We start from the raw sequence: 25,168 nt of genomic DNA, 5'->3' as shown, positions 1-25,168 counted from the left end.
GGGAGCGAGGGAGGACCTGTCATGACACGACGTCACGCGGTGGTCGCGGGTGCGGGGATCGGCGGACTCTCGGCGGCGGTGGCCCTGCACCGGCGCGGCTGGGAGGTCACCGTCTGCGAGCGCGCGGCGGAGCCGTCCGCCGTCGGCGCGGGGATCGTCCTCGCCCCCAACGCCCTGCGCGCCTACGAAGCGATCGGCTTCGACGCCGCCCGCGCGACGGGGAACGCCACCCCGGCCGCGATGGACCTGCGCCGCCCCGGCGGCCGCCTGCTGAGCCGCGCCGACGCCGCCGCGCTGGCCGCCCGGTACGGCCGGCCCCCGCTCGCCGTGTACCGCCCGGCCCTCGCCGCCGCCCTGACCGCCGAGCTCCCCGAGGGAACCGTCCGGTACGGCACCGCGGTGACCGCCGTCGACGACGCGGACGGCGGTCCGGTGGTCCACACCCCGGCCGGCGCCCTCGCCCCCGACCTCGTCATCGCCGCCGACGGCATCCACAGTCCGATCCGCCGCCAGTACTTCCCGGCCCATCCCGGCCTGCACCACAGCGGGGAGACCGCCTGGCGGACCGTCCTCGCGGCCGGCGGCCCGCCCGTGCGCGCCGCCGCGGAGACCTGGGGCCGCGGGGAGCGCTTCGGCGTCGTCCCGCTCGCCGACGGCCGCGTGTACCTGTACGCCACCGCGCTCGCCCCCGAGGGGTACCGGCCCGCCGATGTCCGCGCCGAACTCCTGCGCCGCTACGGCACCTGGCACGACCCCATTCCCGCCCTGCTGGAACGGATCGACCCCGCGGCCGTGCTCCAGCACGACCTGTACGACCTCGCCGCCCCGCTCCCCCGCTTCCATCGGGGCCGCCTGGCGTGGCTCGGCGACGCGGCGCACGCCATGACCCCCAACCTCGGCCAGGGCGGGTGCCAGGCCGTCGAGGACGCCGCCGTCCTCGCACACCTGCTGGAGGGGGCCGGCGTACGGGCCGCCCTGGCCGCCTACAGCGCGGCCCGCCACGCCCGCACCGACTCCCTGCGCATCCGCTCCCGCCGCGCGGGCCGGGTAGCCGCCCTCCGCCACCCCCTCGCGGTGGCCGCCCGCGACCTCGCCATCCGCGCCACCCCGCCCCGCGCCACCCGGCGCGCCCTGGACGGCCTTTTCGGCGGATTCGTACTTCCCGATCACCCCTGAAGGGCCGTGCCCTGTGGCGGTGGCGCTCGTTGTTGTGGTTCGTTGACCGTTCAACACGAAGGCAGGCGAACCCATATGACCGACATCGACTGGGACGACCCGATCGACCCCAAGCCCGGCTGGACCCTGGATCACGTCAAGCTGTACGTCGGGTCCGGCGGGACCGAGGGGCAGTACTGGAACAACACCCAGACCCTGCTGCTCACCACCATCGGCCGCAAGTCCGGGAAGCCCGTGCGGACCCCGCTCATCTACGGCGAGGACGACGGCCGCTACCTCATCGTCGCCTCCAAGGGCGGCGACCCCGCGGACCCGCTCTGGTACCGCAACCTCAGCGAACACCCCGAAGTCCGGGTGCAGGTCGGCCCGAAGATCCTCCAGGGCATCGCGCGGACCGCGACCCCCGAGGAGCGTGCCGGGTTCTGGCCGCTGATGGTGAAGCACTGGCCCTCATACGACGAGTACCAGACCAAGACCAGCCGGGAGATCCCGATCGTCGTGATCGATCCCGTGGCCTGAGCCGCCCCGCCGATGATCCGCGTCAGTGCCCCAGTACCGCCATCGCCGCGTTGTGACCGGGGACCCCGCTGACGCCGCCGCCGCGGACCGCCCCCGCGCCGCACAGCAGTACGTTGCGGTGGGCGGTCTCCACGCCCCAACGGCCGCCGCCCGCATTGGAGTCGGAATCGGAATCGGCGAACGGCCAGGACAGGTCCCGGTGGAAGATGTGCCCGCCGGGCAGGCGCAGTTCGCGCTCCAGGTCGAGCGGGGTCTTGGCCTCGATGCACGGGCGGCCGTCGGCGTCGAAGGCCAGGCAGTCGGTGAGCGGTTCGGCCAGGTGGGCGTCGAGCTGGGCGAGGGTGGCGGCGAGGAGCACCTCGCGCGCCCCCTGGTTGTCCTTCTCGAACAGCCGCGCCGGGGTGTGCAGTCCGAAGAGGGTCAAGGTCTGGTAGCCCTGCCCCGCCAGCTCGGGCCCCAGGATCGTGGGGTCCGTCAGCGAGTGGCAGTAGATCTCCGAGGGCGGTACGGAAGGCAGTTCGCCGGCGGCGGCCTCCGCGTGGGCCCGGGCGAGCTGCTCGTACCCCTCCGCGATGTGGAAGGTGCCCCCGAAGGCCTCGCGCGGATCCACGGACGTGTCCCGCAGCCGGGGCAGGCGGCGCAGCAGCATGTTGACCTTGAGCTGGGCCCCCTCGGGGGCCGGCTGCGCCGGTTCCTCGCCCAGGAGTTCGGCCAGCGCCCGCGGCGAAGCGTTGACGAGCACCACCCGGCCGGCGACCCGTCCTTCGCCCGTCGCCGTGCGGAAGGTCACCTCGGCCGGGGCGGTCGTGCCGTCCGTGTCGATGCGCAGCGCCTCGTGCCCGGTGGCGATCTCCGCCCCGGCCGCCAGCGCGGACGCGGCGAGGGCGTCGGTGAGCGCGCCCATGCCGCCGACCGGTACGTCCCAGTCGCCGGTGCCGCCGCCGATGACGTGGTAGAGGAAGCAGCGGTTCTGGGCCAGGCCGGGGTCGTGGGCACCGGCGAAGGTGCCGATCAGCGCGTCGGTGAGGACCACCCCGCGCACCAGGTCGTCGGCGAACTCCCGCTCGACGGCCCGGCCGATCGGCTCCTCGAACAGCATCCGCCAGGCCGCCTCGTCGTCGAGCCGCGCCCGCAGCTCCGCGCGCGTGGGCAGCGGCTCGGTCAGCGTGGGGAAGAGCCGCTCGGCGGCCCGCCCGGTGGTCCCGTAGAAGGCGCGCCAGTTCTCGTACTCCCGCTCCGAGCCGGTCAGCCGCGCGAAGGACTCCCGGGTGCGTGCCTCGCCCCCGCCGACCAGCAGTCCGCCGGGGCGTCCGGCGCGCTCGACCGGGGTGTACGAGGAGACCGTGCGCCTGCGCACCGCGAAGTCCAGCCCCAGCTCGCGCACGATCTTCGCGGGGAGCAGCGAGACGAGGTAGGAGTACCGGGACAGGCGGGCGTCGACGCCCGGGAACGGCCGGGTGGACACGGCGGCCCCGCCGGTACGGCCGAGCCGCTCCAGGACCAGGACGGAGCGGCCGGCCCGGGCCAGGTAGGCGGCGGCGACGAGGCCGTTGTGGCCCCCGCCCACGATCACCGTGTCGTACACGTCGTGCCCGAAGCCCCGCGAGGTCGTCATGGCTCTTGGTAACACACCTGGCCGAGCCGCTCCAGACAGTGCGCCTCGTCGGCGTGGGCGGCGACCGTGTCCGGGTGGCCGTCGCCCACCGACCGTTCGCGGATGCCGGAGAGTTCCCGGTAGACCGGCAGCGCCTGGTCCCAGCGGCCCAGCCGGCCGAGCCCCACGGCGAGTTCGCGGCGGCTGACCAGGGTGTCGGGGTGCTCGGGCCCCAGCGTGCGGGCCCGCGCCTCACCCACCTCCCGGGCTTCGGCCACCGCTTCCTCCCAGCGCTCCAGGCGTCCGAGGTTCACCCCGAGGACGTGCCGGGCGCGCAGCGTCTCCGGGTCGGCGGCCCCGTAGGCGCGGGTGCGGTCGCGGACCAGGTCCCGGAACAGGTCCAGGGCCTCGGCCGAGCGCCCGGTCCGGCCCAGCGCGATCCCGGCCTCGTATCGGGCTGCCAGCGTGTCGGGGTGGTCCCGGCCGAGCACCCGCTCCCGTACGGCCGCGATGTGCCGGAAGCCCTCCAGGGCCTCGTCCCAGCGTTCCAGGCGGCCCAGCGCGTACGCCACCTCGTACCGGGTCAGCAGCGTGTCCGCGTGCTCCGCCCCCAGGACGGCCGCCCGGTCGGCGGCCACGTCGGCGGCGGCGGTGTGGGCCTCGGAGAAACGGCCGAGGGCGCCCAGCGCGCAGGCCAGGTTGTGCCGGCAGCGCAGGGTGTCGGGGTGGATCCGGCCCACGGTCCGCTCCCGGGCGGCGAGCACCGCCCGGTAGCCCTCGTACGCCTCCTGGTGGCGGCCGAGCAGGCCCGTCTCGTACGCCGCCTCCTGCCGTGCGGCGAGGGTGTCCGGATGGTCGGCGCCGAGCACGCGGGCGCGGCCTTCGGCGACGGCCGCGTACCCGGCGAGAGCCTCCTCCGTACGGCCGGCCCGGCTGAGGGCGAAGGCCCGCGTGTGGCCGGCGTCGAGCGCGGCCGGGCCCGTGGGGCCGGGGCCCTGCGGAGACCCGTAGGCGGCGGTGAGCCGGGGGTCTTCGGCCGGACGCGGTCGCACGACGGCCGGTGCGGGGCCGGGCCCGGTGGCGGCGGCCTTCACGGCCCGGGGGACGGTGGCGGCGCCGATGGCCGCCCCCGTTGCCGTCCGCCGCTCCCCGCTCGATCGCGCGGCGGTCCAGGAGCCGGTGAGGACGGCCCACTCCCCGCTCGCCGGGCGGGCCTCGATGCCGGCCCTGCGTCCGGCGGTCATCCCGTCGGCCCATTCGGGCAGCGGCGGGTGCGCTCCGCTGACCGCTCCGGTCGCCGCTCCGGCCACCGCTCCCGCCACCGCTCCGGGGCCGAGCCGGGCCTCGACGAGCTGGCGGTGCAGGTGGCGGGCGTCGCCCGGCCGGTCCTCGGGGCATTTGGCGAGCAGGTCGAGCACCAGCCGCTCGAAGGAGGGCGGCAGCTCGGGCCGGTGCTCGCGCGGCGGCACGGGCGCGGTGTCGCGGTGGCCCACCAGCACGGACCAGGAGTCGCCGAGGTCGAAGGGCGGGGCTCCGGTGGCGATCTCGTACAGGACGCAGCCCAGCGAGTAAAGGTCGCTGCGGTGGTCCACCTCGCCGCCCGCGATCTGCTCGGGCGACATGTAGTGCGGGGTGCCCATGGCCATGCCGCCGCCGGTGAGCTTCGCGGTGAAGCCGATGTCGGCGGCCAGCCGGGCGATGCCGAAGTCGCAGATCTTCACCGTGCCGTCGGTGAGCCGCATGATGTTGGCGGGCTTCAGGTCGCGGTGGACGACACCCTGGTCGTGGGTGTAGCCGAGGGCGGCCGCCATCTGCTCGGCGATGTCGACGACCACGTCCACGGGGAGCGGGCGCGCGTCGTTGTCCTCCAGGAGCTGGCTGAGGTTGCGGCCTTCGAGGAGCTCCATGACGAGGTAGAGGGGACCGCCGGCCGCACTGTCGTCACCGAAGTCGTGGACGACGGTGACGCCGCGGTGCTGGAGCGAGGCGGCGACGCGCGCCTCGCGGCGGAAGCGCTCGCGCAGCACCTGGGTGAAGTGGGAGTCCTGCTCGGGGCCGAGGGGCTTCAGGCATTTGACGGCGACCTGCCGGCCCAGCGACTCGTCGCGGGCCCGCCACACCTCGCCCATGCCGCCGCGGCCGATCAGATCGAGCGACCGGTACCGGCCGTGGATCAGTCTGGACTCCGCCATGTCTTGAAGTCGCCCCCGTGTGTCGTGCTACGCCCTCCCCGGCCGGTCCAGTATGGCCGCTGATGTACGCAGTGTGTACGGCGCGGGGCGGCTCGCGGGGCCCATGCGGCGCATCGCTTTCAAGATGTGACCTGGAGGCAGCTGCCAGCGCAGACCTGCGGGAATGCTGCGCAGCAGGGTACCGGTGAGGCGCAGGCGGCGGGTAACGCTGCGCGGGGCCGGTGCGGGGCGGCCGTACAGCTGGTGCGCCCAGCCGGGGAGAGACCCGTAGGCGAGGGCGGCGAGCGGGCCCCACACCAGCTTTCGGCCAGGGACCAGGAGGGGGTGGATGGGCGGGGCGCACAGGAAGGCGTCGACGGCGTGCGCGTCGGGTCCGGCGGCGAGTTCGGGGCGGATCCGCTCGAAGTAGGCGGCGAGGGACGCGGTGTCCGCCGGTACCCCGGACGGGTCGAGGCCGACGAGCCGTGCGTTGACGCGGTTCTCGGCCACGTAGCGGTCCGCCTGCGCGGGGGAGAGCGGGACCCCGGAGCGGCGCAGGACGTGCAGGAAGCTGTCGATCTGGGCGCAGTGGATCCAGAGCAGCAGCTCGGGCTCGTCCACGCGGAACCGTGCCCCGGTGGCCGGATCGGTCGCCGACAGCATGGTGTGGATCTTGCGGACGCGGGCGCCGGCCCGCTCGGCGGCCTCGGTGGTGCCGTAGGTGACGGTGCCGACGAAGTCGGCGGTGCGCAGCAGGCGTCCCCAGGCGTCGCCCCCGCCGTTCTCCCCGCTGAAGGCGGAGCTGTTCTCCATGACTCCGCGGACCGCGCGCGGGTGCAGGGCCTGGAGGTACAGGGCGCGGACCCCGGCGATCCACATGACCGGGTCCCCGTGGCACTGCCAGGTCACGGAGCCGGGGCCATAGAGCCCCGGATCGGGGCCCGTGCTCTCGTCCATGTCCGACTCCTCCCCCGTGGCTGTGAGCCCTTGCTGTGAGCCCTGCTGTAGGCCCTTGCTCTGAGCCATTGCCATGCGCCCTTCCAGCATTCCACCGAACGGCCGCACGCACGCCCGTGCGCGCCACTAGGCTTTCCCGCCGGCGGACCGCACCCGCCTCCCCTCGGGACGCGGAGGCACGGTCATGGGTACGGGGCACGCGGGGCACGCGGGACATGCGGGACAGCTCGAAGGGCAGGTCGCGGTCGCCACGGGCGGCTCGTCCGGGATCGGCCTGGCGACGGCCCGCCGCTTCGTGGAGGAGGGTGCCCGGGTCTTCGTCACCGGCAGGCGGCCGGAGGAACTCGCTGCGGCGGTCCGCGAGCTGGGCCCGGGCGCCGTGGCCGTCCCGGGTGACGCCTCCCGCGTCGCGGACCTGGACCGGCTCTACGCAGCGGTCGCCGCCGCGGGCTGCGGGGCCGTCGACGTGCTGGTCGTGAACGCGGGCGGCGGCCCGCCCGGTGGCTTCGCCGAGTTCACCGAGGAGCAGTTCGACGCCACCTCGGACCTCAACTTCCGGGGCGCCTTCTTCACCGTCCAACGGGCCCTGCCGCTGCTGCGCGACGGCGCCTCGGTGATCCTGCTGGGCTCGGCCGCCGGATCCTCGGCGTCCACGCGCTACGGGGTGTACGCCGCCACGAAGGCGGCCGTACGGTCCCTCGCGCGCAGCCTGGCGCTGGAACTCGCGGGGCGCGCCATCCGGGTCAACACCCTCAGCCCGGGTCCGATCGACACCCCGGCGCTGGCCGGCGCCCCGGCGCACGTACGCGAGCGGGCGACCGCCGGAGTCCCGCTCGGCCGGGCCGGACGCCCCGAGGAGGTGGCCGCGGCGGCCCTGTTCCTCGCCTCCCGGGAGAGCAGCTTCATCACCGGGATCGAACTCTTCGTGGACGGCGGAGCGGGCCAGGTCTGAGCCGCGAGGGCAGCGCCTCCCTCCCTTGACCAGCGGGTTCACGTGGCTGAAAGTGACCCTACTGATCGACTGGGGCGGGAACGATGACACACGACGATTACGCCGTACGCTGCGAGGAACTCTTCGCGGTGGGCGGTTTCACCAAGGTCCGGACCCTGGCCGAATCCGGCCTGTCCGAGCTCGGACCCGATCCGGTGCTCTACCGGTGGCTCGGCCTCGCGCACGCCGCGGAGGACGAGGACGACCACGACACCGAGGCGGAGAAGGCCTACGAGGCCGGACTCGCCCAGTGGCCCGACGACCTCGGACTGCTCGTCTCGTACCTGGAACTGTGCTTGCGGGCCGACGGGTGGGAGTACCCCTGGCGCGCCAAGCAGGCGGACCGGCTCAAGGAACGGATCGCCGAGCTGGCGCCGCCCGGGTCGCCCGAGGCCGCCCGGGTGGAGGCCGCGGTCGGCTGGGCCGGGCGGGGCTACTGGCAGGACATCCGCGAGAAGACGGCCGACGCGCGGGACGAACGGGCGGCTCTGACCTCCCACGGCTCCGATGTCGCGGAGGCGCTGGAGCAGGGCGGCCGGGCGGCGCCCGCCCATCCCGAGGACCTGCGGGCCGCCGGGGTGGCCGCCGCGCTGGAACTGCTGGCCGGCCCCTGGCGGGCCCCGCTGCGCCTCATGGTCCGTCACCGGGTGGCCGCGTACGTCGCCACCTTCGTGCTGGTCCTGGCCACCAACAAGGCGCTGGTGATGAGCGGGACGCTGTCCTACAGCGTGTGGGGCTGGCTCTGGTACGTGCCGCTCCTCATGTCCGACGTGAAGCTCAGGCAGGCCCGGCGGCTGGGCCGCCGGCGGGTGATCGCCGCGATGGAAGCCCGGCACGCCGAAACGGTCACCGCCGCGGGCTGAGCAGTTCGGCGGAGCGGCGTGCGGTCCGGCGGGCCGCAGGACGGCCGGGGCCCGGGTCCCCGGCCCGTCAGCGGCGCACCCTCGGCATGCCGAGGCCGATCCACGAGATGATCTCGCGCTGGATCTCGTTGTTGCCGCCGCCGAAGGTGAAGATGACCGCGCTGCGGTAGCCGCGCTCCAGTTCGCCGTGCAGGACCGCGCCCGCCGAGCCGTCCTTGAGGGAGCCGGCCGCGCCGACCACCTCCATCAGCCAGGCGTACGCGTCCCGGCGCGCCTCGGAGCCGTAGACCTTGACGGCGGAGGCGTCCTGCGGGGTGAGGACGCCATCCTGGACGGCGTTGACCATCTGCCAGTTCAGCAGCTTCATCGCGTCGAGGCGGGCGTGGGTGCGGGCGAGGCGGCCGCGGACCCAGGAGAGGTCGATGACGCGGCGGCCGTCGGCGAGCTTGGTCGCGGCGGCCCAGCGCTGGACGTCGTGCAGGGCGCGGATGGCCATGGTGCCGTGGGCGGCGAGGGTGACGCGCTCGTGGTTGAGCTGGTTGGTGATCAGGCGCCAGCCCTTGTTCTCCTGGCCGACCCGGCGGCTCGCGGGGACCCGGATGTTCTCGTAGTAGCTGGCGGTGGTGTCGTGCGAGGCCAGGGTGTTGATCAGGGTGCAGGAGTACCCGGGGTCGGAGGTCGGTACCAGGAGCATGGTGATGCCCTTGTGGGCGGGGGCGTCCGGGTCGGTGCGGACGGCGAGCCAGACCCAGTCGGCGGTGTCGCCGTTGGTGGTCCAGATCTTCTGCCCGTCGACCACGTAGGTGCCGGTCTCCTCGTCGCCCTCGCGGACGGCCTTGCACTTGAGGGCGGCGAGGTCCGTGCCGGCGTCGGGTTCGCTGTAGCCGATGGCGAAGTCGATCTCCCCCGCGAGGATCTTGGGCAGGAAGTACGCCTTCTGCTCGTCGGTGCCGAACTGCATGATGGTCGGCCCGACGGTGTTGAGCGCCATCAGCGGCAGCGGTACGACGGCCTGCGCGGCCTCGTCGAAGAAGATGAACTGGTCCATGGGCGACATCCCGCGCCCGCCGTACTCCTTGGGCCAGCCGACCCCGAGCCAGCCGTCGGCGCCGAGCCGGCGGATGGTCTCCCGGTAGAAGCGCTTCTGCGCGGCCGGGTCCTCGTACCGCGCGTGGACGTCGTCCGGGATCAGTTCGGCGAAGTAGGCGCGCAGCTCGGTGCGCAACCGCTGCTGCTCAGGCGTGTATTCGAGGTGCACGGCCCCTCCGGGTCTCTCGTGGTTCAAGGTCGCGCGGACGGCCGCCGCCGCCGCGGGGGCAGACTAGAACCTGTTCCAAGAATCCGGAAGGGCAGGCGGGAAGTCGGTGGGCTGCCCGGCAGCAGGCCGGCGTGCCGGGCACGCCCACACAGTTCACGACCGCGCCTGCGCCTGTACGACGATCCGTTCGCCGAACCCGCCGGGGAAGGCATTGCCGTAGCCCACGGTCCGCACGACTCCGCCCGGGTCGACCGCCCAGGGTTGGCCGACGACCCCGGTGCCCGGTTCGGGACCGGTCGTGCCGGGCCCGTACCTCCCACTGAGCGGGAGGAATCCGGCCGGCCGCCGCTCAGGAGTAGAGGAAGAGGTAGTCGAAGTACACGAGGTCGCGGATGCCGTCGAAGCGGAAGGTGCCCGACGGAATCACGTCCAGGCCTTCCTCCAGGGCGACCTTGTCGTACGTCGTGCTCTGCTTCCAGGCCGCGCTGGAGGGAATGAACGGTTTCAGCGGGACCGGCGGCCCGGGCAGCGGCCCGACCTCGAAGCGGTGGGCGGGATCGCGCATGATGCGGTTCGCCGTGCCCTGCTTCAGGTGCGCGACCCCGACGAGGCGTACGCGGGAGTCCGGGCTCGGGATCGTCCGGTCGTTGTTGGACTCGTCGATGTCGTAGCCCAGCCAGTGCGCGTCGGAGACGTCGCCCAGCGCGGTCCAGAAGCGCCGGTTGAGCGGGGCCAGATCGGTGCGGACCTTCTCCGCGTCTTCTTCCTCGGGCCACATCGCGTAGCCGAGCCCCGCCGCGCCGAGCAGCAGCGGGGCCCCCAGTCCCAGGAGAAGCCGCCGTCTGCTGCCGAGGCCCCGCTGTGTGTCCATCCAGTCCCCCCAGTACCCGTTCCGGTCAGTTCAGGGCGCTGATCATAGCGGCGGCCGTCGCCGTCATCGCCTCCCTTGCGGCGGTCAAATACGGACGGGGATCGGCCGGGGTCAGGTGGGTGCGGATGGCCTCGGTCATCGCCACGTTGAGCGCGGTGCCGATGTTGACCTTGCGGATGCCGCCGGCGACGGCCGCGGCGAGTTCCGTGTCCGGCAGACCGGAGGAACCGTGCAGCACCAGCGGGACCTCGACCGTCTTGGCCAGGCGGCCGAGCAGCAGGTGGTCCAGGGTCGCGGTCCGGCTGGTCATGGCGTGGCTGCTGCCGATGGCGACGGCCAGCGCGTCCACTCCGGAGTCGGCGACGAACCGCCTCGCCTCGTCCGGGTCGGTACGGGCGCCGGGTGCGTGCGGGTCCAGCGGCGCGGCCCCGTTCTTGCCGCCGACCTCGCCCAGTTCGGCTTCGATCCAGAGCCCGTTGACGTGGGCCCAGTCGGCGGCGGAGCGGGTGGCCTCCAGGTTCTCGGCGTAGGGGAGGTGCGCGGCGTCGTACATGACCGAGCTGAATCCGGCGTCCACGGCCTGCCGGAGCAGTTCGGAGCTCTTGACGTGGTCCAGGTGCAGCCCGACCGGGACCCCGGCGGCCTCGGCCACGGCGACGGCCGCGCGGCTGATCGGCAGCAGCGCCCCGCCCCGGAACTTGACGGCGTTCTCGCTGAGCTGGAGGACGACCGGCAGTCCGGCGGCCTCGGCGCCCGCGACGACGGCTTCGGCGTGCTCCAGCGTGATGATGTTGAAGGCGGCGACGGCGCGGCCCTGGGCGGCGGCCTCCAGGACGAGCCGGCCGGCGGGGACGAGGCTCATCGGACCGCCTCCTCGCCCGTGGTGAGGATGACGGACCGGGTCAGATGGCGCGGCGCGTCCGGGTCCAGCCCCTGGTGCGCGGCGACGGCGACGGCCAGGCGGTGCACGCGGACCAGCTCGGCGAGCGGGTCGAGGTGTCCGGCCACCCACTGGGCTCCGGTCCCCCGGACCTGTTCGGCGAGCCCTTCGGGCGCGTCGCCGAGCGACCAGGTGGCGGTGCCGGGCGCCGAGACGCTGATGGGGCCGTGCCGGTACTCCATGGCCGGGTAGGACTCGGACCAGGCCAGGGCGGCTTCGCGCATCTTCAGCGCCGCCTCGTTGGCGAGTCCTACGCTCCAGCCCCGTCCGAGGAAGGTGAACTGCCCCCGGGTCTCCAGCTCGGCGGGGAGCGGTTCGGCGAGTGCGGCGCGCGCGTCGGCGACGACGGAGGGGCTGTGCAGGCCGACGTGGGCGCGCAGCAGGGTGAGGGCGGTGGTGGCGAAGCGGGTCTGCACGACGGACCGCTCGTCGGCGAAGTCCAGGACGACGAGCGCGTCGGCGAGGGTGATGACGGGGGTGGCGGGGTCCCCGATGACGGCGGTGGTGGGCACGCCCGCGTCCCGCAGCCCGGCCAGCAGGTCGAGGACCTCGGTGGTGGTCCCGGACCGGGTCAGCGCGACGACCCGGTCGTAGCGCCGGTGGCGGGGGAACTCCGAGGCGGGGAAGGCGTCGGTCTCGCCCTGCCCGGCCTCCTCGCGCAATACGGCGGCGGCCTGGGCCATGTAGTACGAGGTCCCGCATCCGACGATCGCGGTACGCTCCCCCGGCCGCGGCAGCACCGCCCGGTGTTCCGGGGCCAGTTCGGCGGCCCGCTCCCAGCATGCGGGCTGCGTGCTCAACTCGTACGCGACATGGCTCATGGCGGCTCCCTAGCGCGGTGCGTGCACCTACGTGCACCTGCGTGCACCTCTCAGTGCTTGTTCCTGCAAGATACTGGGCTCTTTCGCGCAACTTCAAGCATCTCGGGGATGATCTCCTGCGTTAATCTCGAGGTGTAGGCCAAGAGGGAGCGCCGAAGCGAACGGCGAAGCGAGAATCGAAGACACGACCGGAAGGGCGGCCGATGACCCGCAAGGAACGCTGGCAGACACTGCTGGACCTGCTGGTGGAGCGGGGCGAGCTGGAAGTGGAACCCGCCGCGGAAGCCCTCGGCGTGTCGGCCGCCACCATCCGGCGCGACCTCGACCAGCTCGCCGAGCAGCAGCTGCTGGTCCGCACGCGCGGCGGAGCGGTCCTGCACGGGGTCTCGTACGAACTTCCCCTGCGCTACCGCACCTCGCGCCGGGCCGCCGAGAAGGGCCGCATCAGCGAAACCGTCGCGGCGCTGATCGTCCCGGGCGAGGTGATCGGCCTGACCGGCGGCACCACGACCACCGAGGTGGCGCGCGCGCTGGCCGCCCGGCCCGACCTCGCCACCGGCTCAACCGGCTCCCCCGCCCTCACGGTGGTCACCAACGCGCTGAACATCGCGGGAGAGCTGGTCATCAGACCGCAGTTCAAGATCGTCCTCACCGGAGGCGTGGCCCGGCCCCAGTCCTACGAACTCACCGGCCCCCTGGCCATGCAAGTGCTCGGGCAGCTCTCGGTGGACACCGCCGTCGTCGGCGTGGACGCCTTCGATCCCGCCGACGGGGCCGCCACCCGGCACGAGGACGAGGCGGCCATGAACCGGCTGCTCTGCGAGCGCGCCCGCCGTGTGGTGATCGCGGCCGACTCCAGCAAGCTGGGCGTCCGCGCCTTCGCCCGGATCGTCTCGACCGACGCCGTGGACGTCCTGGTGACGGACACCGGCCTGTCCCCGTCGGTGGCCGAGGCCTTCGAAGCGGCGGGCGTGGAGGTCATCCGCGCCTGAGCCACGGCCGGAGTCCGGTCAGGGCCGACCGGACGAACGGACGACCGGGGCGGCCGCCCCGGCCCGGGGCCGCCCGCACGGCGTCTTCACGGTCGGTCAGGGCTCCGGTCAGATCGCCGAGCAGGGCTTCGGTGAGGCCGTCCGGTGGGCCCGGGACCCGCTCGGTCAGTGTTCCGGGAGCCGGTCCGCCTCGCGGGTCAGGGCCGCCAGGACCGGGGCGATCAGCGGGTGCGCCTCGGCGCCGCGCCGGGTGGCGGCGAAGACGCGGCGGGTGGGCGCGGGCCCGGACACCGGGCGGACCCGGACCTCCTTGAGCTCCATGCCGCGCAGCGCCGAGCGCGGCACGAGGGCCACTCCGGCGCCGGCGCCGACCAGGGCCACCACGGCCCGGAAGTCGTCGGAGGAGTGCACCAGCCGGGGCTGGAATCCCGCCAGTTCGCAGGCGAGGAGCATCACGTCGTGGCAGGGGTTGCCGGGGTACTGGCCCACCCAGTCCGCATCGGAGAGTTCGGCCAGGGACACTTCGGGCAGGTCCCCGAGCGGGTGCCCGGCCGGGAGGACCGCGTCGAAGGGCTCGGCGTAGAGCGGGAGCACGGACAGCCGGCCGTCGTCGGCGCCCGGGGCTCCCCGGTACTCCACGGCCAGCGCCAGGTCCGCCTCCCCGTCCAGCAGGAGCAGCAGGCTCTGGTCGCCCTCCGCGTCGCGTACGCGCAGCCGGATCCCGGGGTGGTCCGCGGCGAGCCGGGTGATGGCCGGGGCCAGTACTTCGGCGATTCCGGTGGCGAAGGCGGCCACGGTGACCTCGCCCGCCGAGCCGCCCGCGTAGGCGGCGAGCTCCGCTTCCGCCCGCTCCAGTTGCGCGAGCACCTCGTGGGCGTGCCCGAGCAGGATCTGCCCGGCCGCGGTGAGGCGTACGCCCCGGCCGCTGCGGGTCAGCAGGGCGTGCCCGGTCTCCTGCTCCAGCGCCGCGAGCTGCTGGGAGACGGCGGAGGGGGTGAGGTACAGCGCTGCGGCCGCGGCGGTCACCGTACGGTGGTCCGCGACGGCCCGCAGGATGCGGAGCCTCCGGGGGTCGATCACCCTGCCATTCTCGCAGCCCGCGAGGCCCTGCCGGGCCGACGGACCGGACCGGGCCGGCCGGGGGCGGGGCCGGGCCCGGGTCCGGGGAGAACCGGGTCGGGGTGCGCCGCACCCACCCGAGCGTTCGGGCCGGGCTGGACCGGACCGCCCGGGGGGCGGGTCGCGGTCAGATCGTGACCGGGCCGTGGGCGGTGGCGAACTCGACCGAGACCAGGCCCGGTTCCTCGTCCTCGACCCAGGTGACGTCGATCTGTTCGAGGGGGTGGTCGGCCGGTTCGCCGAGGAATTCGGCGATGGAGGCAGCGTCGCCGGCGATCGAGACCCCCTGGATGGTGCTGGAGGTGCGCGGGTCGGCGCTCGGGCGCTCCTCGATGGGGACCGACCACTGAAGGAAGTAGGGCAGTTGTGGATCCTCCATCAGTTCCAGCAGGCCGATCTGCTTCCACCTCAGGTCGAACCCGTCGGGGCGGACCCGGTGGCCCTCCGCCGAGGTGCGGCCGAGGCGGGCCTCGACCGGGGCGATGTCTTCGACGGAGACCACCCAACCGAGCCAGCCTCCGCCCTCGGCGGCGCGGCGCGCGACCGCCTGACCGAAGGGTGCGCGGTCGGCGGCGGGGTGGTCGAGTGTGGTGACGACCTCGACGTAGGTGCCGCCGCTCAGCGGGAGGATGAAATTGCGGGTGCCGAACCGCGGGTGCACGCCACCGTCGACGAACCCGGCGCCCAGGGCCGATCCGATCCACTGGACGGTCGAGACGAAGCTGTCGCGGGCAACCGCGTAGGACACGTGATCAAGTCGCACCGCGCCATCATCACCCGACGACCCGCACGAATCCCCGACGCCACGCCCGCCGCCCCGTCCGTGTCCCCGTCCGTCTCCGCGTCCGTGTCCGTGTCCGCGTCCGTGCCCGCCATGGATTCAGCCGTGGAGCGGATCGGTCCTCAGGCGCCCGCCAGGGCCGCCCGCGCGTCGATGAACGCCGCGATCGCGCGTTCCACGTCGGCCGTCGAGTGCGCGGCCGAGAGCTGGACGCGGATCCGCGCCGCGCCCATCGGCACCACCGGGTAGGAGAAGCCGATCACGTAGACCCCGCGCTCCAGCAGGAGCTCCGCCATCCTGGCCGCCTCGGCCGCGTCGCCGATCATCACGGGGGCGATGGCATGGTCGCCGGGCAGGATCTCGAAGCCTGCCTCGGTCATCTTCGTACGGAAGAGCGCGGTGTTGGCGGCGAGCCGCTCGCGCAGGTCGTCGGCCGACTCCAGCAGGTCGAGGACCTTGAGGGAGGCCGCCGCGATGACCGGGGCGAGGGAGTTGGAGAAGAGGTACGGGCGCGAGCGCTGGCGCAGCAGCTCGACGATCTCGGCGCGCGCCGCGACGTAGCCGCCGGAGGCCCCGCCCAGCGCCTTGCCGAGGGTGCCGGTGATGATGTCCACGCGGTCCATCACCCCGTGCAGCTCGGGGGTGCCGCGGCCGCCGGGGCCGACGAAGCCGACGGCGTGCGAGTCGTCGACCATGACCATGGCGTCGTAGCGCTCCGCGAGGTCGCAGATCTCGGCGAGCGGGGCGACGTAGCCGTCCATCGAGAACACGCCGTCGGTGACGATGAGCTTGCGGCGGGCACCGCCCTCGGTGGCCTCCTTGAGCCGGGTCTCCAGCTCCGCCATGTCGCGGTTGGCGTAGCGGAAGCGGCGGGCCTTGGAGAGACGGATGCCGTCGATGATCGAGGCGTGGTTGAGGGCGTCGGAGATCACCGCGTCCTCGGGGCCGAGGATGGTCTCGAAGACTCCGCCGTTGGCGTCGAAGCAGGAGGAGTAGAGGATCGTGTCCTCCTGGCCGAGGAAGGCGGAGAGCCGCGCCTCCAGCTCCTTGTGGACCTCCTGCGTACCGCAGATGAAGCGCACGGAGGCCATTCCGTAGCCCCAGCGGTCCAGGGCCTCCTTCGCCGCGGTGACCACCTCGGGGTGGTCCGCGAGACCGAGGTAGTTGTTGGCGCAGAAGTTGAGGACCTCGCCCGCGGCGCCGCCCGAGGTCACGGCGACGGCGGCGTTCTGCGGGGTGCCGATGACGCGCTCGGGCTTGTGCAGACCCGCGGCGCGGATCTCGTCAAGGGTGGTACGGAGGTCCGCGCGGACGGTCTCGAACATGTGCGGTGCTCTCTTTCTCACGAGGAGGGAAGGGGGGCCGGGCCCCGCGGAGGGGGGTGATGCGGGGCCCGGCCGGAGGGAGATGGTCTGTGGGGCTGGAGGGCTGACCGCCCGCGCTACGCCTGGGTCCAGTCCAGGATGATCTTGCCGCTGCGGGCGGTCGCCGCCTCGTCGAACGCGGCCTCGAAGTCCCCGTAGGCGTAGCGGCCGGTGATGACGGGGCTGAGGTCGAGCCCGCCCTCCAGCAGCACGGTCATCGCGTACCAGGTCTCGAACATCTCGCGGCCGTAGATGCCCTTGATCGTGATCATCGAGGTGACGACCTTGGCCCAGTCGACGGCGAACTCCTGCGCCGGCAGGCCCAGCATGGCGATCCGGCCGCCGTGCGTCATGTTGTCGATCATGTCGCGCATGGCCTCGCCGCGGCCGGACATCTCCAGGCCGATGTCGAAGCCCTCGCGCAGGCCGAGCTGGGCCTGCGCGTCGGCGATGGTCGCCTGCGAGACGTCGAGCGCGAGGGTGGCGCCCGCCTTGCGGGCGATCTCCAGACGCTCCGGGCTGACGTCGGTGATGACCACGTTGCGCGCTCCCGCGTGCCGGGCCACGGCCGCCGCCATGATGCCGATCGGGCCCGCGCCGGTGATCAGTACGTCCTCGCCGACCAGCGGGAAGGACAGCGCCGTGTGCACGGCGTTGCCGAACGGGTCGAAGATCGCCGCGACGTCGAGGTCCACCTTGGTCCGGTGCACCCACACGTTCTGCGCGGGCAGCACCACGTACTCGGCGAAGGCGCCGTCGCGCCCGACTCCGAGCCCGATCGTGCTGCGGCACAGGTGGCGGCGACCGGCCAGGCAGTTGCGGCACTTCCCGCACACCAGGTGGCCCTCGCCGCTGACCAGCGCGCCGACCTCGATGTCGGAGGACACGTCCGCACCGAGCGCGGCCACCTCGCCGACGAACTCGTGACCGAGTACGAGGGGGGTCTTGACCGCGCCCTGGGCCCAGCCGTCCCAGGACCGGATGTGCAGGTCCGTCCCGCAGATGCCGGTGCGCAGCACCTTGATCAGCACGTCGCCGGGGCCGTATTCGGGCTCGGGAACGTCCATGAGCCACAGCCCGGGCTCGGCCTTGTGCTTGACGAGTGCCTTCATGGGGGTGGCTCCAGGCATGCGGAAGGAAGCGCTACGGGGCGTGCGGGCCGGGCAGCGTTCGGACGGCACCAATCTGCCGACCTGCGGGTGATCAGTCCATCGAGGATTTCTTAAGCGGGTCCACAGCCCAGCTTCACGCCTATGCTCCTGGGGTGACGGGCAGGGGCCGGGGAGTGGGCCGGGCCGGGTATGGGGAGGTGAGGGGCGTGCCGAGTCTGCGCAGCAGGGCGCTTTCGGTCGCGCTGATCGCGGCGGGACGGCGAAGACGGTTCGGGAGCGCGGAGGCGGTCCGTACCCAGGTGGCGGAATCGATGCGGCGCCCCGCGTCGCACCTTCCGCCGCGTTCGCTGGGCCGGGTGGCGGAGGTCTCGCGGACGTTCGTCGGGGCCTGGCCCGTGTACGAGGTCTCGCCACTCGGCGAGGAACCGACCGCGCGGGTGCTGTACGTGCACGGCGGCGGGTACATCAACGAACTGGTCCGGGCGCACTGGTCGCTGATCCGGACCCTGGTCACGCAGGCGCAGGCCCGGGTGGTCGTACCGGCGTACATCCTGGCCCCGCGCGGAACCGCCGACCGGACCGTCCCGGTCGCTGCCGACCTGCTCAGCGGCCTGATCGCGGGCGGGGGCGCCGGCGGCACGGTGCTCCTCGGGGATTCGGCGGGCGGCGGGCTGGCGCTGGCCGCGGCGCAGCGGCTGCGCGACCGCAACGGGACGCAGCCGTCGCGGATCGTGCTGATCTCGCCCTGGCTGGACGTGTCCATGAGCCACCCCGACCAGGCGGCCATCGAGGCGGGCGACCCGATGCTGGCCCGCCCCGGGCTGCGGGAGGCCGGGCGGCTGTACGCGGGCAACCTGGCGGCCGACGATCCCCGGGTGAGCCCGCTGCACGGGTCGTTCGCGGGGCTGGCCCCCCTGACGGTGTTCACGGGCACGCGGGACGTCCTGACGACCGACAGCCGCGAACTGCTGTACAAGGCGCGGGCGGCCGGCGCCGAGGTGGAGTTCATCGAGGAGCCGGGGCTGCCGCACGACTACCCCCTGATGCCGCTTCCGGAGGGCAAGGCCGCCCGGGACCGGATCGTGCAGCTGGTCCGCGCGGCGGCGGCGGAGTCCTGAGCCACCGCGGGGGCCGGTACGGCCTCCGCGCGACCGACGGCCGCTCAGGCCACGCAGTTCATCAGGGAGCCGACGGGGGCCGTGCGGTAGCGGGCCCAGTAGGTCTCGTCCCGGGTCGCGCACGCGGGCGGGGTCCGGGTCGGCTGCCAGGTCACGGTGGCGAAGCCGGCGTCGGCCGCGGCCTCCGCGAAGTCGGCGTGGGCCCACTCCCGGCATTCGAACGGCACCGGCGGGTCGGTCTCCAGCCGGGCCCGCAGCAGCGGGGCGTCCCCGCCGGGAGAGCGCTCGACGACGCTGATCCCGTACGGCTCCCAGTCCGCGTAGGGGAAGGCCCCCGGGTTCGGCACGATGGCGAGCAGCCTCCCGCCGGGGCGCAGGGTGGCGCGTACGGCGCGGAACATGGCGTGCAGGGCGGTGCGGTCGTGGGCCTGGTTGAACAGGTACACGGCGGTGGCCAGGTCGAACGGTCCCAGGGCCGGCAGGCCGGCCGCCGGGTCCGCGACCACGTACTCGACGGGGTGCGCGAGGTCCGCGCCGGTCTCCCGGGCCCGGCGGATGCGCTCGGGGCAGCTGTCGACGCCCACCGTCCTGCGGGCACCGGCGCTCGCCAGCAGCCGGGTGGTGGTGCCGTGCCCGCAGGCCATGTCGAGGGTGTCGAGCCCGCGGACGCCGCCGAGGGCGTCCAGGGCGGTACTCAGGGTGAAGGCGTCGGCGACCGAGAAGGCCGGCGGGGGCGTTGACGTGTCGTACTGCTGTCGCATGTCCGCAAGCCTGCCCGCCTCCGGGCCGCGGCCGTCGGTCCCCGCCCCGCGCCTCCCCCGGACGGGGGAGGCGTTCGGATCAGTCCTACGACGGACGGAGCCGCGGCCCTGGCCCCGTGAGGCGTGCGGCGGCACCGGCTCGTGCGGCGACGGCCCCCTCCTCGGGTCCTCCCCTCGCCCCGCCGGCCTGGACCGCCTCGGCGATCCTGGTCCTGGTCCTCGTCCTGGTCAGGCCGGTGCCGAGCGCCGCCGTGGCGTGCCAGTCGCCGAAGCCGGCCGGGGCCACGAGGGGCGCCGTGGCGCGGGTGACCGTACCGAACACGCTCTGTTCGACGTCGACCTCGCCGAAGCCTCCGTGGCCGGCCGCGGCGGGGATCGCCATGAGGAGCCAGACGGCGGCCGCGGTCGCGACGATGATGCCGCCGGCGGTGCGCAGGAAGGCGGCGAGCTTCTGCCAGACCTGCGCGCCGGTGACCCGCAGGGTGGGCAGCCGGTAGGGGGGCAGTTCCAGGACGAGCGGCTCCTCCTTCATGTCGCGGAACAGCAGGGGCCGCAGGATCAGCCCCATGCCGACGACCAGCAGCACGGAGGCGACGTAGAGGAAGAAGACGACGGTGCCGGAGTTCGAGCCGAAGAAGACGCCCGTGATCATCACGTAGACGGCGAGGCGGGCGGTGCAGCTCATGTACGGGATGAGCAGGCCGACGAGCAGCCGGTGCGAGCGCCGGTTGAGGATCCTCGTGCCGGCGAGGGCGGGGACGTTGCAGCCGAAACCGACGACGAGCGGCAGGAAGGCGCGGCCGGGCAGCCTCAGCGTGCGCATCAGGCGGTCGGCGACGAACGCGGCGCGGGCGAAGTAGCCGGAGTCCTCCAGCAGGGCCAGCAGCAGGAACATGATGATCATCAGCGGGACGAAGGTGAGCAGTTGGCCCACTCCGTTGATCAGGCCGTCGACCAGCAGTCCGGTCAGCCGGCCGGGCGCGTGGAGGGCTTCCAGGAGCCGGCCGGCTCCCCCGCTGACGGGTCCGGAGACGAAGTCGCCGAGGCCGTCCTGGAGGGGTTTCGCCAGGGCGGTGGTGGCCTCGAAGACGCCCCACATGACCGCGAGGAAGAACGGGATGCCGAAGCCCCGGGACAGCAGCAGCCGGTCCACCCGGTCGGTGAGGGTGGGCTTGGCACCGGCCGGGCGGGGCGCCGCGCGTTCGATGACGGCGTGCGCCCAGGCGTAGCGGGCCTCGGCGACGAGGAGTTCGGCGTCGGCGTCGGCGTCCGTGTGGGCGTCGGTGGCCATGCCGGAGTCGGTGTCCGTGGCGGTGGCGCCGTCCGTGGCGGTGGCGCCGTTCCCTGCCGCCGCCGTGGCGAGGCGGTCCGCCGCCGCACCGGCCCGCCGGGCCAGCTCCGCCGGGACCTCGGGCGGCTCCTCGCCGCAGAGCAGGCTCACGGCCAGCCACAGCGCGGGGTGCGGGCTCAGCCCGGAGGCCGCCGCGGCCAGCTGCGCCAGTTCGCCCGCCACGGGCGAACCCGCCGCCCAGGCGGACGTCCGCCCCGGACGCGGGGCTCCCGCGTCCAGGGCCTCGCACACCGCGTCGGCGAGGGTGTCCAGCCCCGCCCCGGAGCGCCCCTCCACCCGTACGACGGGCAGCGCGAGCTCGCGGGCCAGCGCCTCCGGGCCGGGGGGCACGCCGCGCCGGGCGGCGACGTCGGTCATGGTGAGCGCGACCACGACGGGGATGTCGGTGTCGAGGATCTGCGAGAGCAGGTACAGGTTGCGGGCCGGGTTGGCCGCGTCGAGCGCGAAGAGCACGGCGTCGGGCCGCTCCCCCGCCGGCGCGGTCAGCACGTCGCGCACCAGCGCCTCGTCCGGGGAGTCGGGCAGCAGGCTGTAGGAGCCGGGCAGGTCCGCGACGCGCAGCGGGCGCCCGCCGGCGGTGCGCCAGTCGCCCTGGGCGACGGAGACGGTCTTGCCCGGCCAGTTGCCGACCCGCTGATGGGCGCCGGTGAGGGCGTTAAAGAGGGTGGACTTGCCGACGTTGGGATTGCCGGCGAGGGCGACGAACGGCAGACCGGTCCGACGCTCCGCCGTGGCGGCGGCCCCGGATCCGGCCCCGGATCCGGCCCCGGTGGCGTGACAGCTCATCCGGCACACCTCAGCCGGCCGGCGGTACGGGTGTCCAGCGCGACCCGGGTGTCCCCGAGCCCGACGAGCAGGCCGCCGGTGGCGCCCCGGGCGATCACGGTGACGTCCACGCCCGGCACGAAGCCGAACTCCAGGAGCCGGCGCCTGCTCCCCCCTGCCTGACCGGAATCGATCCCCGTGATGCGTACGGTCACCCCTGGACGGCTGTCGTTGAGCGACGGCACCGGACCTCCTTGTTCGAATCCACTTAGGCAAACCTAAGCAGCTCGGGGAGCATCGAAGGCCGGGCAAAGACCCTGATCGACAGGGCCTTTCAGCCCCCCCGGTCCCGCCCGCCCGTCGGCCGATCGGCCGAGCCGGGGACGTCGCGGCGCGCCGGACACCACTGCGGGAGGACCTGCCGGATCAGCCCGTCAGGCCGTACGAGAGGATGCTGCTCAGCCCCTCGGGAGAGAGCGAGCCCCACAGTGACGGAACCGGCCCCGGTGAGCCTGGTCGACCTGCGAGGCACCGACGGCAGCCGCTGCGTGGTCAGCGTGACCGGCCGCCATCGGCCCGGGATCCTGACCGGCCACGACACGCTCCGGGCCGGTGTCCGGGTCACCGCCGACTTCGTCGACGCCCGGCTCGAACTCTTCTTGCTCCAGCAGGACCTCGACATCTGGCAGCGGGCCCTCACCCGGCTTGCGCCGGGCGGGCGCGCGACGATCGGTGGCGACCGCGGGCTGAGCCTCGACTTCTTCACGCACGAGGACGGCACGTTGTCCTTGACGGTCCACGACCCCGACCGCCTGAGCGTCACGCTCTGGATCGACCCTCCGGAGACCTGGATCCAAGACCATGACCAGCGGCTTCGCCAGGTTCGGGAGACCTGGCCCAGCGAGGTCGTGGAGACGGCTCCCAATACCTACGAATGGAGCCCGAGCCGCGCTCGCCGAGTTCAGGGCGACGGGGATATTGCGGAGCACCTGGTCCCCGCCGTGCGGGCCGGACTCAACGGACCTGATCCGCAAGCCCAGTTTCGATCTGAGTAGCCGTGCGGTGGAGCTGGTTCCCACCAGTCCGTGCCGGGTCACGGAGCGGTGATTGCGCCGTCTTCCGTCCGATAATCAGCGTCGATGGCGGACAGGAGCCCGCACGGGGTGTGCGGAAGCACCGGGCCGAGCGCATTCTGGAGGGGTGACGGCCAGACCGGACACCAGCGGCCCCGTCACCGACGCCACGGCCCAGGTGCTCGCGCGGGCCGCTCTCGATGCCGTGGGGGCCGCCGGCGGGTACGCGGGCGGGGTCTACGTGCGCTCCGGCACGGAAGGCCTCCTGCTGATGGCGGCCGTCACCGGGCTCCCGGCCCCGCTGTTCCGCCCCTGGTGGCGGATGCACGTGAACCGCCCCTACCCGGTCGCCGAGGCCTACCGGTCCGGCCAGTCCGTGCACCTGCCCGACGCGGAATCGGCGATGCGGCGCTTCCCCCAGCTGATGGCCGGGCTGCCGTTCCCCTTCGGCTCGCTCTACGAGCCCGTGACCCGTGGCCGCGAGCGGTACGGGGTCCTCTTCGTGCTGCGCCCCGCGACCCCCGGGGTCCCGGTCGGACCCGGCGACCGGAAGCGGCTGCGCGCGGTGGCCGCCCGGCTGGCCGGGGAGCTCGCCGCGCTCGCCGCGGGCGGGGCCGAGGTGACCTGGGAGGGCGACCCGGCGTGCGTCCCCGGCCCGGGCCCGGGCCCGGGGGGCGGCCCGGGGGGCGACGCGTCGGGCAGCGCGAAGAGCACCGCGCGGAGCACCGCGGCGGGCGGTCCGGCGGGCACCGCGCGGAGCACCGCGGCGGGCGGCCCGGCGGGGAGTCCCGCCGAAAGCCCCGCCACCGGCGCCCGCGCGGCCGTGGACCGGCTGGACCTGGCCGTCCTGTCCGTGGACCGGCAGGGCGTGATCGGCTTCGCCAACTCCCGCGCCCGCTCCGCCGCCACGACCCTGCTCGGCTCCGACGGGGCGGAACTCTCCGGGCGGATCCTCTGGGAGGCGCTGCCCTGGCTCGGACACCCCGCCTACGAGGACCACTTCCGGGCCGCGTTCCTCGCCCCCGCTCCGGTGCACTTCCAAACCGCACCGCGCGGAACCGAACCCTCCCCGCACTGGCTGTCGGTGGGTCTGCATCCCGCGATCGACGGAGTCACCGTCACCATCGCCCAGACCGAAACACCCACGTACGCACCCGAGTCACTGGTACGGCCGGGCACGGGACTCGGGTCCTCCGGCCAGGGTTCGCCCGCCGACCGGGCTTCGGCCCTGTACCGGCCGGTGGCGCTGGCGATCGCGCTGACCGAGGCGGTGACGGCCCGCCAGGTGTCGATGGTGGTCACGGACGAGCTGCTCCCGGCCTTCGGCGGGAGGCAGTTGGCGATCTACCTGCTCGGTGAGGGGCATCTGCACCTGGCGTGGGAGACCGGCTTCCCCCAGGGTTTCCTCGACCGGTTCGACGGGGTCGCGCTGGACGTACGGCTGCCCGGAGTGGAGACCCTCACTTCGGGCCGTCCGCTGTTCTTCGAGTCGATGCAGCACCTGGCCGCCGCCTATCCGGGGATCGAGCTGGACTCCGCCGTCGGTGCCCGGGCCTTCCTCCCCCTGATCGCCTCCGGCCGGCCGGTCGGCTCGTGCATCCTCGGCTTCGACGCCCCGCGCGGGTTCAGCCCGGAGGAGCGTACGGTCCTCACGGCGCTGGCCGGGCTGATCGCGCAGGCGCTGGAGCGGGCCCGGCGCTACGACAGCGAAGCGGCGCTGGCCCGCGGGCTCCAGGCGGCCCTGCTCCCGCACCGGCTACCGGTCCGCGAGAACGTGGTCACGGTGGGGCGGTACCTGCCCGGCACCGCCGGGATGGACGTGGGCGGCGACTGGTACGACGTCATCGAGGCTCGCGGCGGGCAGCTCGCGCTGATCATCGGGGACGTCCAGGGGCACGGGGTGGCGGCCGCGGCCACGATGGGCCAACTACGCAGCGCTGTAAGGGCCTTCACGCTCGGAGGCAATACACCGGAGCAGGTGATGCGCGGCACGAACGAGCTGCTCATCGACCTCGACCCCGGTCAGTTCGCCAGCTGTTGCTACGTCCTGCTCGACCCGGCGTCCGGCCTCGCCCTCGCCGTCCGGGCCGGGCATCCCCAGCCGCTGCTGCGACATCCGGGCGGCCGGACGGAGGTGCTGGACCTGGCGGGCGGGACGGTCCTCGGCGTCGACGCCGAGGCCGAGTATCCGGTGACCCGGCTGCGGATCGAGCCGGGAGCGGTGCTCGCCCTGTACACCGACGGGCTGGTGGAGATCGCGGGCGCGGACATCGACGTGGGAGTGGAGCGGCTGCGGGCCGCACTGGCGGACGCCGGTCCCGGTCCGCTGACCGAGACGGCGGACCGGCTGGTCTCCGAGGCGGGGCACTCCACGGACCGGCCGGACGACATCGCCCTGCTGCTGGCGTCCCGCACGTCCGCCCCGGAGGTGGTCACCCCGGAGCGTGCGGACCCGGACCAGGCCGTCCCCCACGAGGCCCGCGCCGCGAGGGACAGCCCGCGCGCGGAGCCCCGTAGGACGGCTCCGTAGGACGGCTCCGTAGGACGCGGGCAGCCCTCGAGGAGCTGTCC

General features: G+C 74.0%; 22 protein-coding genes. 8 read left to right on the top strand and 14 right to left on the bottom strand.

What is annotated here, in order from left to right; all coding sequences use genetic code 11:
* The first annotated feature begins 21 nt into the window (after positions 1-21).
* Both ACIQV3_RS00770 and ACIQV3_RS00765 read left to right on the top strand, forming a co-directional pair.
* On the top strand, positions 22-1,176 hold the full coding sequence (locus ACIQV3_RS00770) for an FAD-dependent monooxygenase (RefSeq protein ID WP_403708317.1): 1,155 nt from the start codon (positions 22-24) through the stop codon (positions 1,174-1,176).
* Positions 1,177-1,251: 75 nt separating this feature from the next.
* Positions 1,252-1,695, top strand: a complete 444-nt coding sequence (locus ACIQV3_RS00765) for a nitroreductase family deazaflavin-dependent oxidoreductase (protein WP_403708314.1) — start codon at positions 1,252-1,254, stop codon at positions 1,693-1,695.
* A gap of 22 nt (positions 1,696-1,717) precedes the next feature.
* On the opposite strand, the gene ACIQV3_RS00760 is transcribed toward ACIQV3_RS00765, so the two are convergent.
* Genes ACIQV3_RS00760 through ACIQV3_RS00750 form a run of 3 tightly spaced genes read right to left on the bottom strand, consistent with a single transcriptional unit; the run spans position 1,718 to position 6,417 of the window.
* A complete protein-coding gene (locus ACIQV3_RS00760; protein WP_403708311.1) occupies positions 1,718-3,310 on the bottom strand; it encodes a phytoene desaturase family protein in 1,593 nt (530 codons plus the stop codon).
* Positions 3,307-5,481, bottom strand: a complete 2,175-nt coding sequence (locus ACIQV3_RS00755; RefSeq protein ID WP_403708308.1) for a tetratricopeptide repeat protein — start codon at positions 5,479-5,481, stop codon at positions 3,307-3,309. The genes ACIQV3_RS00760 and ACIQV3_RS00755 overlap by 4 nt, the downstream gene beginning before the upstream one ends.
* A gap of 27 nt (positions 5,482-5,508) precedes the next feature.
* Positions 5,509-6,417 (bottom strand): oxygenase MpaB family protein, encoded by a 909-nt coding sequence (locus ACIQV3_RS00750; protein ID WP_403708305.1) that lies wholly within the window; start codon positions 6,415-6,417, stop codon positions 5,509-5,511.
* Between the two features lie 184 nt (positions 6,418-6,601).
* On the opposite strand from ACIQV3_RS00750, the gene ACIQV3_RS00745 reads away from it, so the two are divergent.
* Positions 6,602-7,369, top strand: coding sequence for an SDR family oxidoreductase (locus tag ACIQV3_RS00745; protein WP_403708302.1), 768 nt, complete (start codon positions 6,602-6,604; stop codon positions 7,367-7,369).
* 83 nt (positions 7,370-7,452) lie between these two features.
* Positions 7,453-8,271, top strand: a complete 819-nt coding sequence (locus tag ACIQV3_RS00740) for a hypothetical protein (protein ID WP_403708299.1) — start codon at positions 7,453-7,455, stop codon at positions 8,269-8,271.
* A gap of 67 nt (positions 8,272-8,338) precedes the next feature.
* Here ACIQV3_RS00740 and ACIQV3_RS00735 read toward each other — a convergent pair whose 3' ends face one another.
* From ACIQV3_RS00735 to ACIQV3_RS00720, 4 genes are all read right to left on the bottom strand, one after another.
* Positions 8,339-9,529 (bottom strand): acyl-CoA dehydrogenase family protein, encoded by a 1,191-nt coding sequence (locus tag ACIQV3_RS00735; protein ID WP_403708296.1) that lies wholly within the window; start codon positions 9,527-9,529, stop codon positions 8,339-8,341.
* Between the two features lie 349 nt (positions 9,530-9,878).
* Positions 9,879-10,400 (bottom strand): hypothetical protein, encoded by a 522-nt coding sequence (locus ACIQV3_RS00730; protein WP_403708294.1) that lies wholly within the window; start codon positions 10,398-10,400, stop codon positions 9,879-9,881.
* A 25-nt stretch (positions 10,401-10,425) separates the two neighbouring features.
* Positions 10,426-11,262 carry a ketose-bisphosphate aldolase gene (locus ACIQV3_RS00725; RefSeq protein ID WP_403708291.1) on the bottom strand — a complete coding sequence of 279 codons (837 nt, stop codon included), beginning with the start codon at positions 11,260-11,262 and terminating at the stop codon, positions 10,426-10,428.
* Positions 11,259-12,161: an SIS domain-containing protein gene (locus ACIQV3_RS00720; protein WP_403708288.1), complete on the bottom strand. Its 903-nt coding sequence runs from the start codon at positions 12,159-12,161 to the stop codon at positions 11,259-11,261. Before ACIQV3_RS00720 ends, ACIQV3_RS00725 begins: the two co-directional genes overlap by 4 nt.
* Before the next feature lie 203 nt (positions 12,162-12,364).
* Here ACIQV3_RS00720 and ACIQV3_RS00715 point away from each other — a divergent pair, with 203 nt between their 5' ends.
* Entirely contained in the window at positions 12,365-13,153 is a 789-nt protein-coding gene (locus ACIQV3_RS00715; protein ID WP_403708285.1) for a DeoR/GlpR family DNA-binding transcription regulator, read from the top strand.
* 165 nt (positions 13,154-13,318) lie between these two features.
* Here ACIQV3_RS00715 and ACIQV3_RS00710 read toward each other — a convergent pair whose 3' ends face one another.
* From ACIQV3_RS00710 to tdh, 4 genes are all read right to left on the bottom strand, one after another.
* A complete protein-coding gene (locus tag ACIQV3_RS00710; RefSeq protein WP_403708282.1) occupies positions 13,319-14,233 on the bottom strand; it encodes a LysR substrate-binding domain-containing protein in 915 nt (304 codons plus the stop codon).
* A 166-nt stretch (positions 14,234-14,399) separates the two neighbouring features.
* Entirely contained in the window at positions 14,400-15,035 is a 636-nt protein-coding gene (locus tag ACIQV3_RS00705; RefSeq protein ID WP_403708279.1) for a VOC family protein, read from the bottom strand.
* Positions 15,036-15,175: 140 nt separating this feature from the next.
* Complete coding sequence (locus ACIQV3_RS00700) at positions 15,176-16,378, bottom strand: glycine C-acetyltransferase (protein ID WP_389436788.1); 1,203 nt, start codon at positions 16,376-16,378, stop codon at positions 15,176-15,178.
* Between the two features lie 116 nt (positions 16,379-16,494).
* Positions 16,495-17,529: an L-threonine 3-dehydrogenase gene (gene tdh, locus ACIQV3_RS00695; protein WP_403708276.1), complete on the bottom strand. Its 1,035-nt coding sequence runs from the start codon at positions 17,527-17,529 to the stop codon at positions 16,495-16,497.
* Between the two features lie 206 nt (positions 17,530-17,735).
* Here tdh and ACIQV3_RS00690 point away from each other — a divergent pair, with 206 nt between their 5' ends.
* Positions 17,736-18,647, top strand: coding sequence for an alpha/beta hydrolase fold domain-containing protein (locus ACIQV3_RS00690; protein WP_403708273.1), 912 nt, complete (start codon positions 17,736-17,738; stop codon positions 18,645-18,647).
* Positions 18,648-18,691: 44 nt separating this feature from the next.
* On the opposite strand, the gene ACIQV3_RS00685 is transcribed toward ACIQV3_RS00690, so the two are convergent.
* The 3 genes from ACIQV3_RS00685 to ACIQV3_RS00675 all read right to left on the bottom strand — a co-directional run bounded on the left by ACIQV3_RS00685 (position 18,692) and on the right by ACIQV3_RS00675 (position 21,769).
* Positions 18,692-19,408, bottom strand: coding sequence for a class I SAM-dependent methyltransferase (locus ACIQV3_RS00685; protein ID WP_403708270.1), 717 nt, complete (start codon positions 19,406-19,408; stop codon positions 18,692-18,694).
* An 85-nt stretch (positions 19,409-19,493) separates the two neighbouring features.
* Positions 19,494-21,545 carry a ferrous iron transport protein B gene (gene feoB / locus ACIQV3_RS00680; RefSeq protein ID WP_403708268.1) on the bottom strand — a complete coding sequence of 684 codons (2,052 nt, stop codon included), beginning with the start codon at positions 21,543-21,545 and terminating at the stop codon, positions 19,494-19,496.
* Positions 21,542-21,769 (bottom strand): ferrous iron transport protein A, encoded by a 228-nt coding sequence (locus ACIQV3_RS00675; protein WP_403708265.1) that lies wholly within the window; start codon positions 21,767-21,769, stop codon positions 21,542-21,544. The genes feoB and ACIQV3_RS00675 overlap by 4 nt, the downstream gene beginning before the upstream one ends.
* Positions 21,770-22,030: 261 nt before the next feature.
* On the opposite strand from ACIQV3_RS00675, the gene ACIQV3_RS00670 reads away from it, so the two are divergent.
* Both ACIQV3_RS00670 and ACIQV3_RS00665 read left to right on the top strand, forming a co-directional pair.
* Positions 22,031-22,579: a DUF5959 family protein gene (locus ACIQV3_RS00670; protein WP_403708262.1), complete on the top strand. Its 549-nt coding sequence runs from the start codon at positions 22,031-22,033 to the stop codon at positions 22,577-22,579.
* A 145-nt stretch (positions 22,580-22,724) separates the two neighbouring features.
* Positions 22,725-25,127: a SpoIIE family protein phosphatase gene (locus ACIQV3_RS00665; protein WP_403708259.1), complete on the top strand. Its 2,403-nt coding sequence runs from the start codon at positions 22,725-22,727 to the stop codon at positions 25,125-25,127.
* Positions 25,128-25,168 lie beyond the last annotated feature (41 nt).

The sequence above is a fragment of the Streptomyces sp. NPDC099050 genome, assembly GCF_044759865.1.
GTDB lineage: Bacteria > Actinomycetota > Actinomycetes > Streptomycetales > Streptomycetaceae > Streptomyces.
The sequence above is the reverse complement of the archived record's forward strand: the minus strand, read 5'-3'. Positions and strand labels throughout refer to the sequence as shown.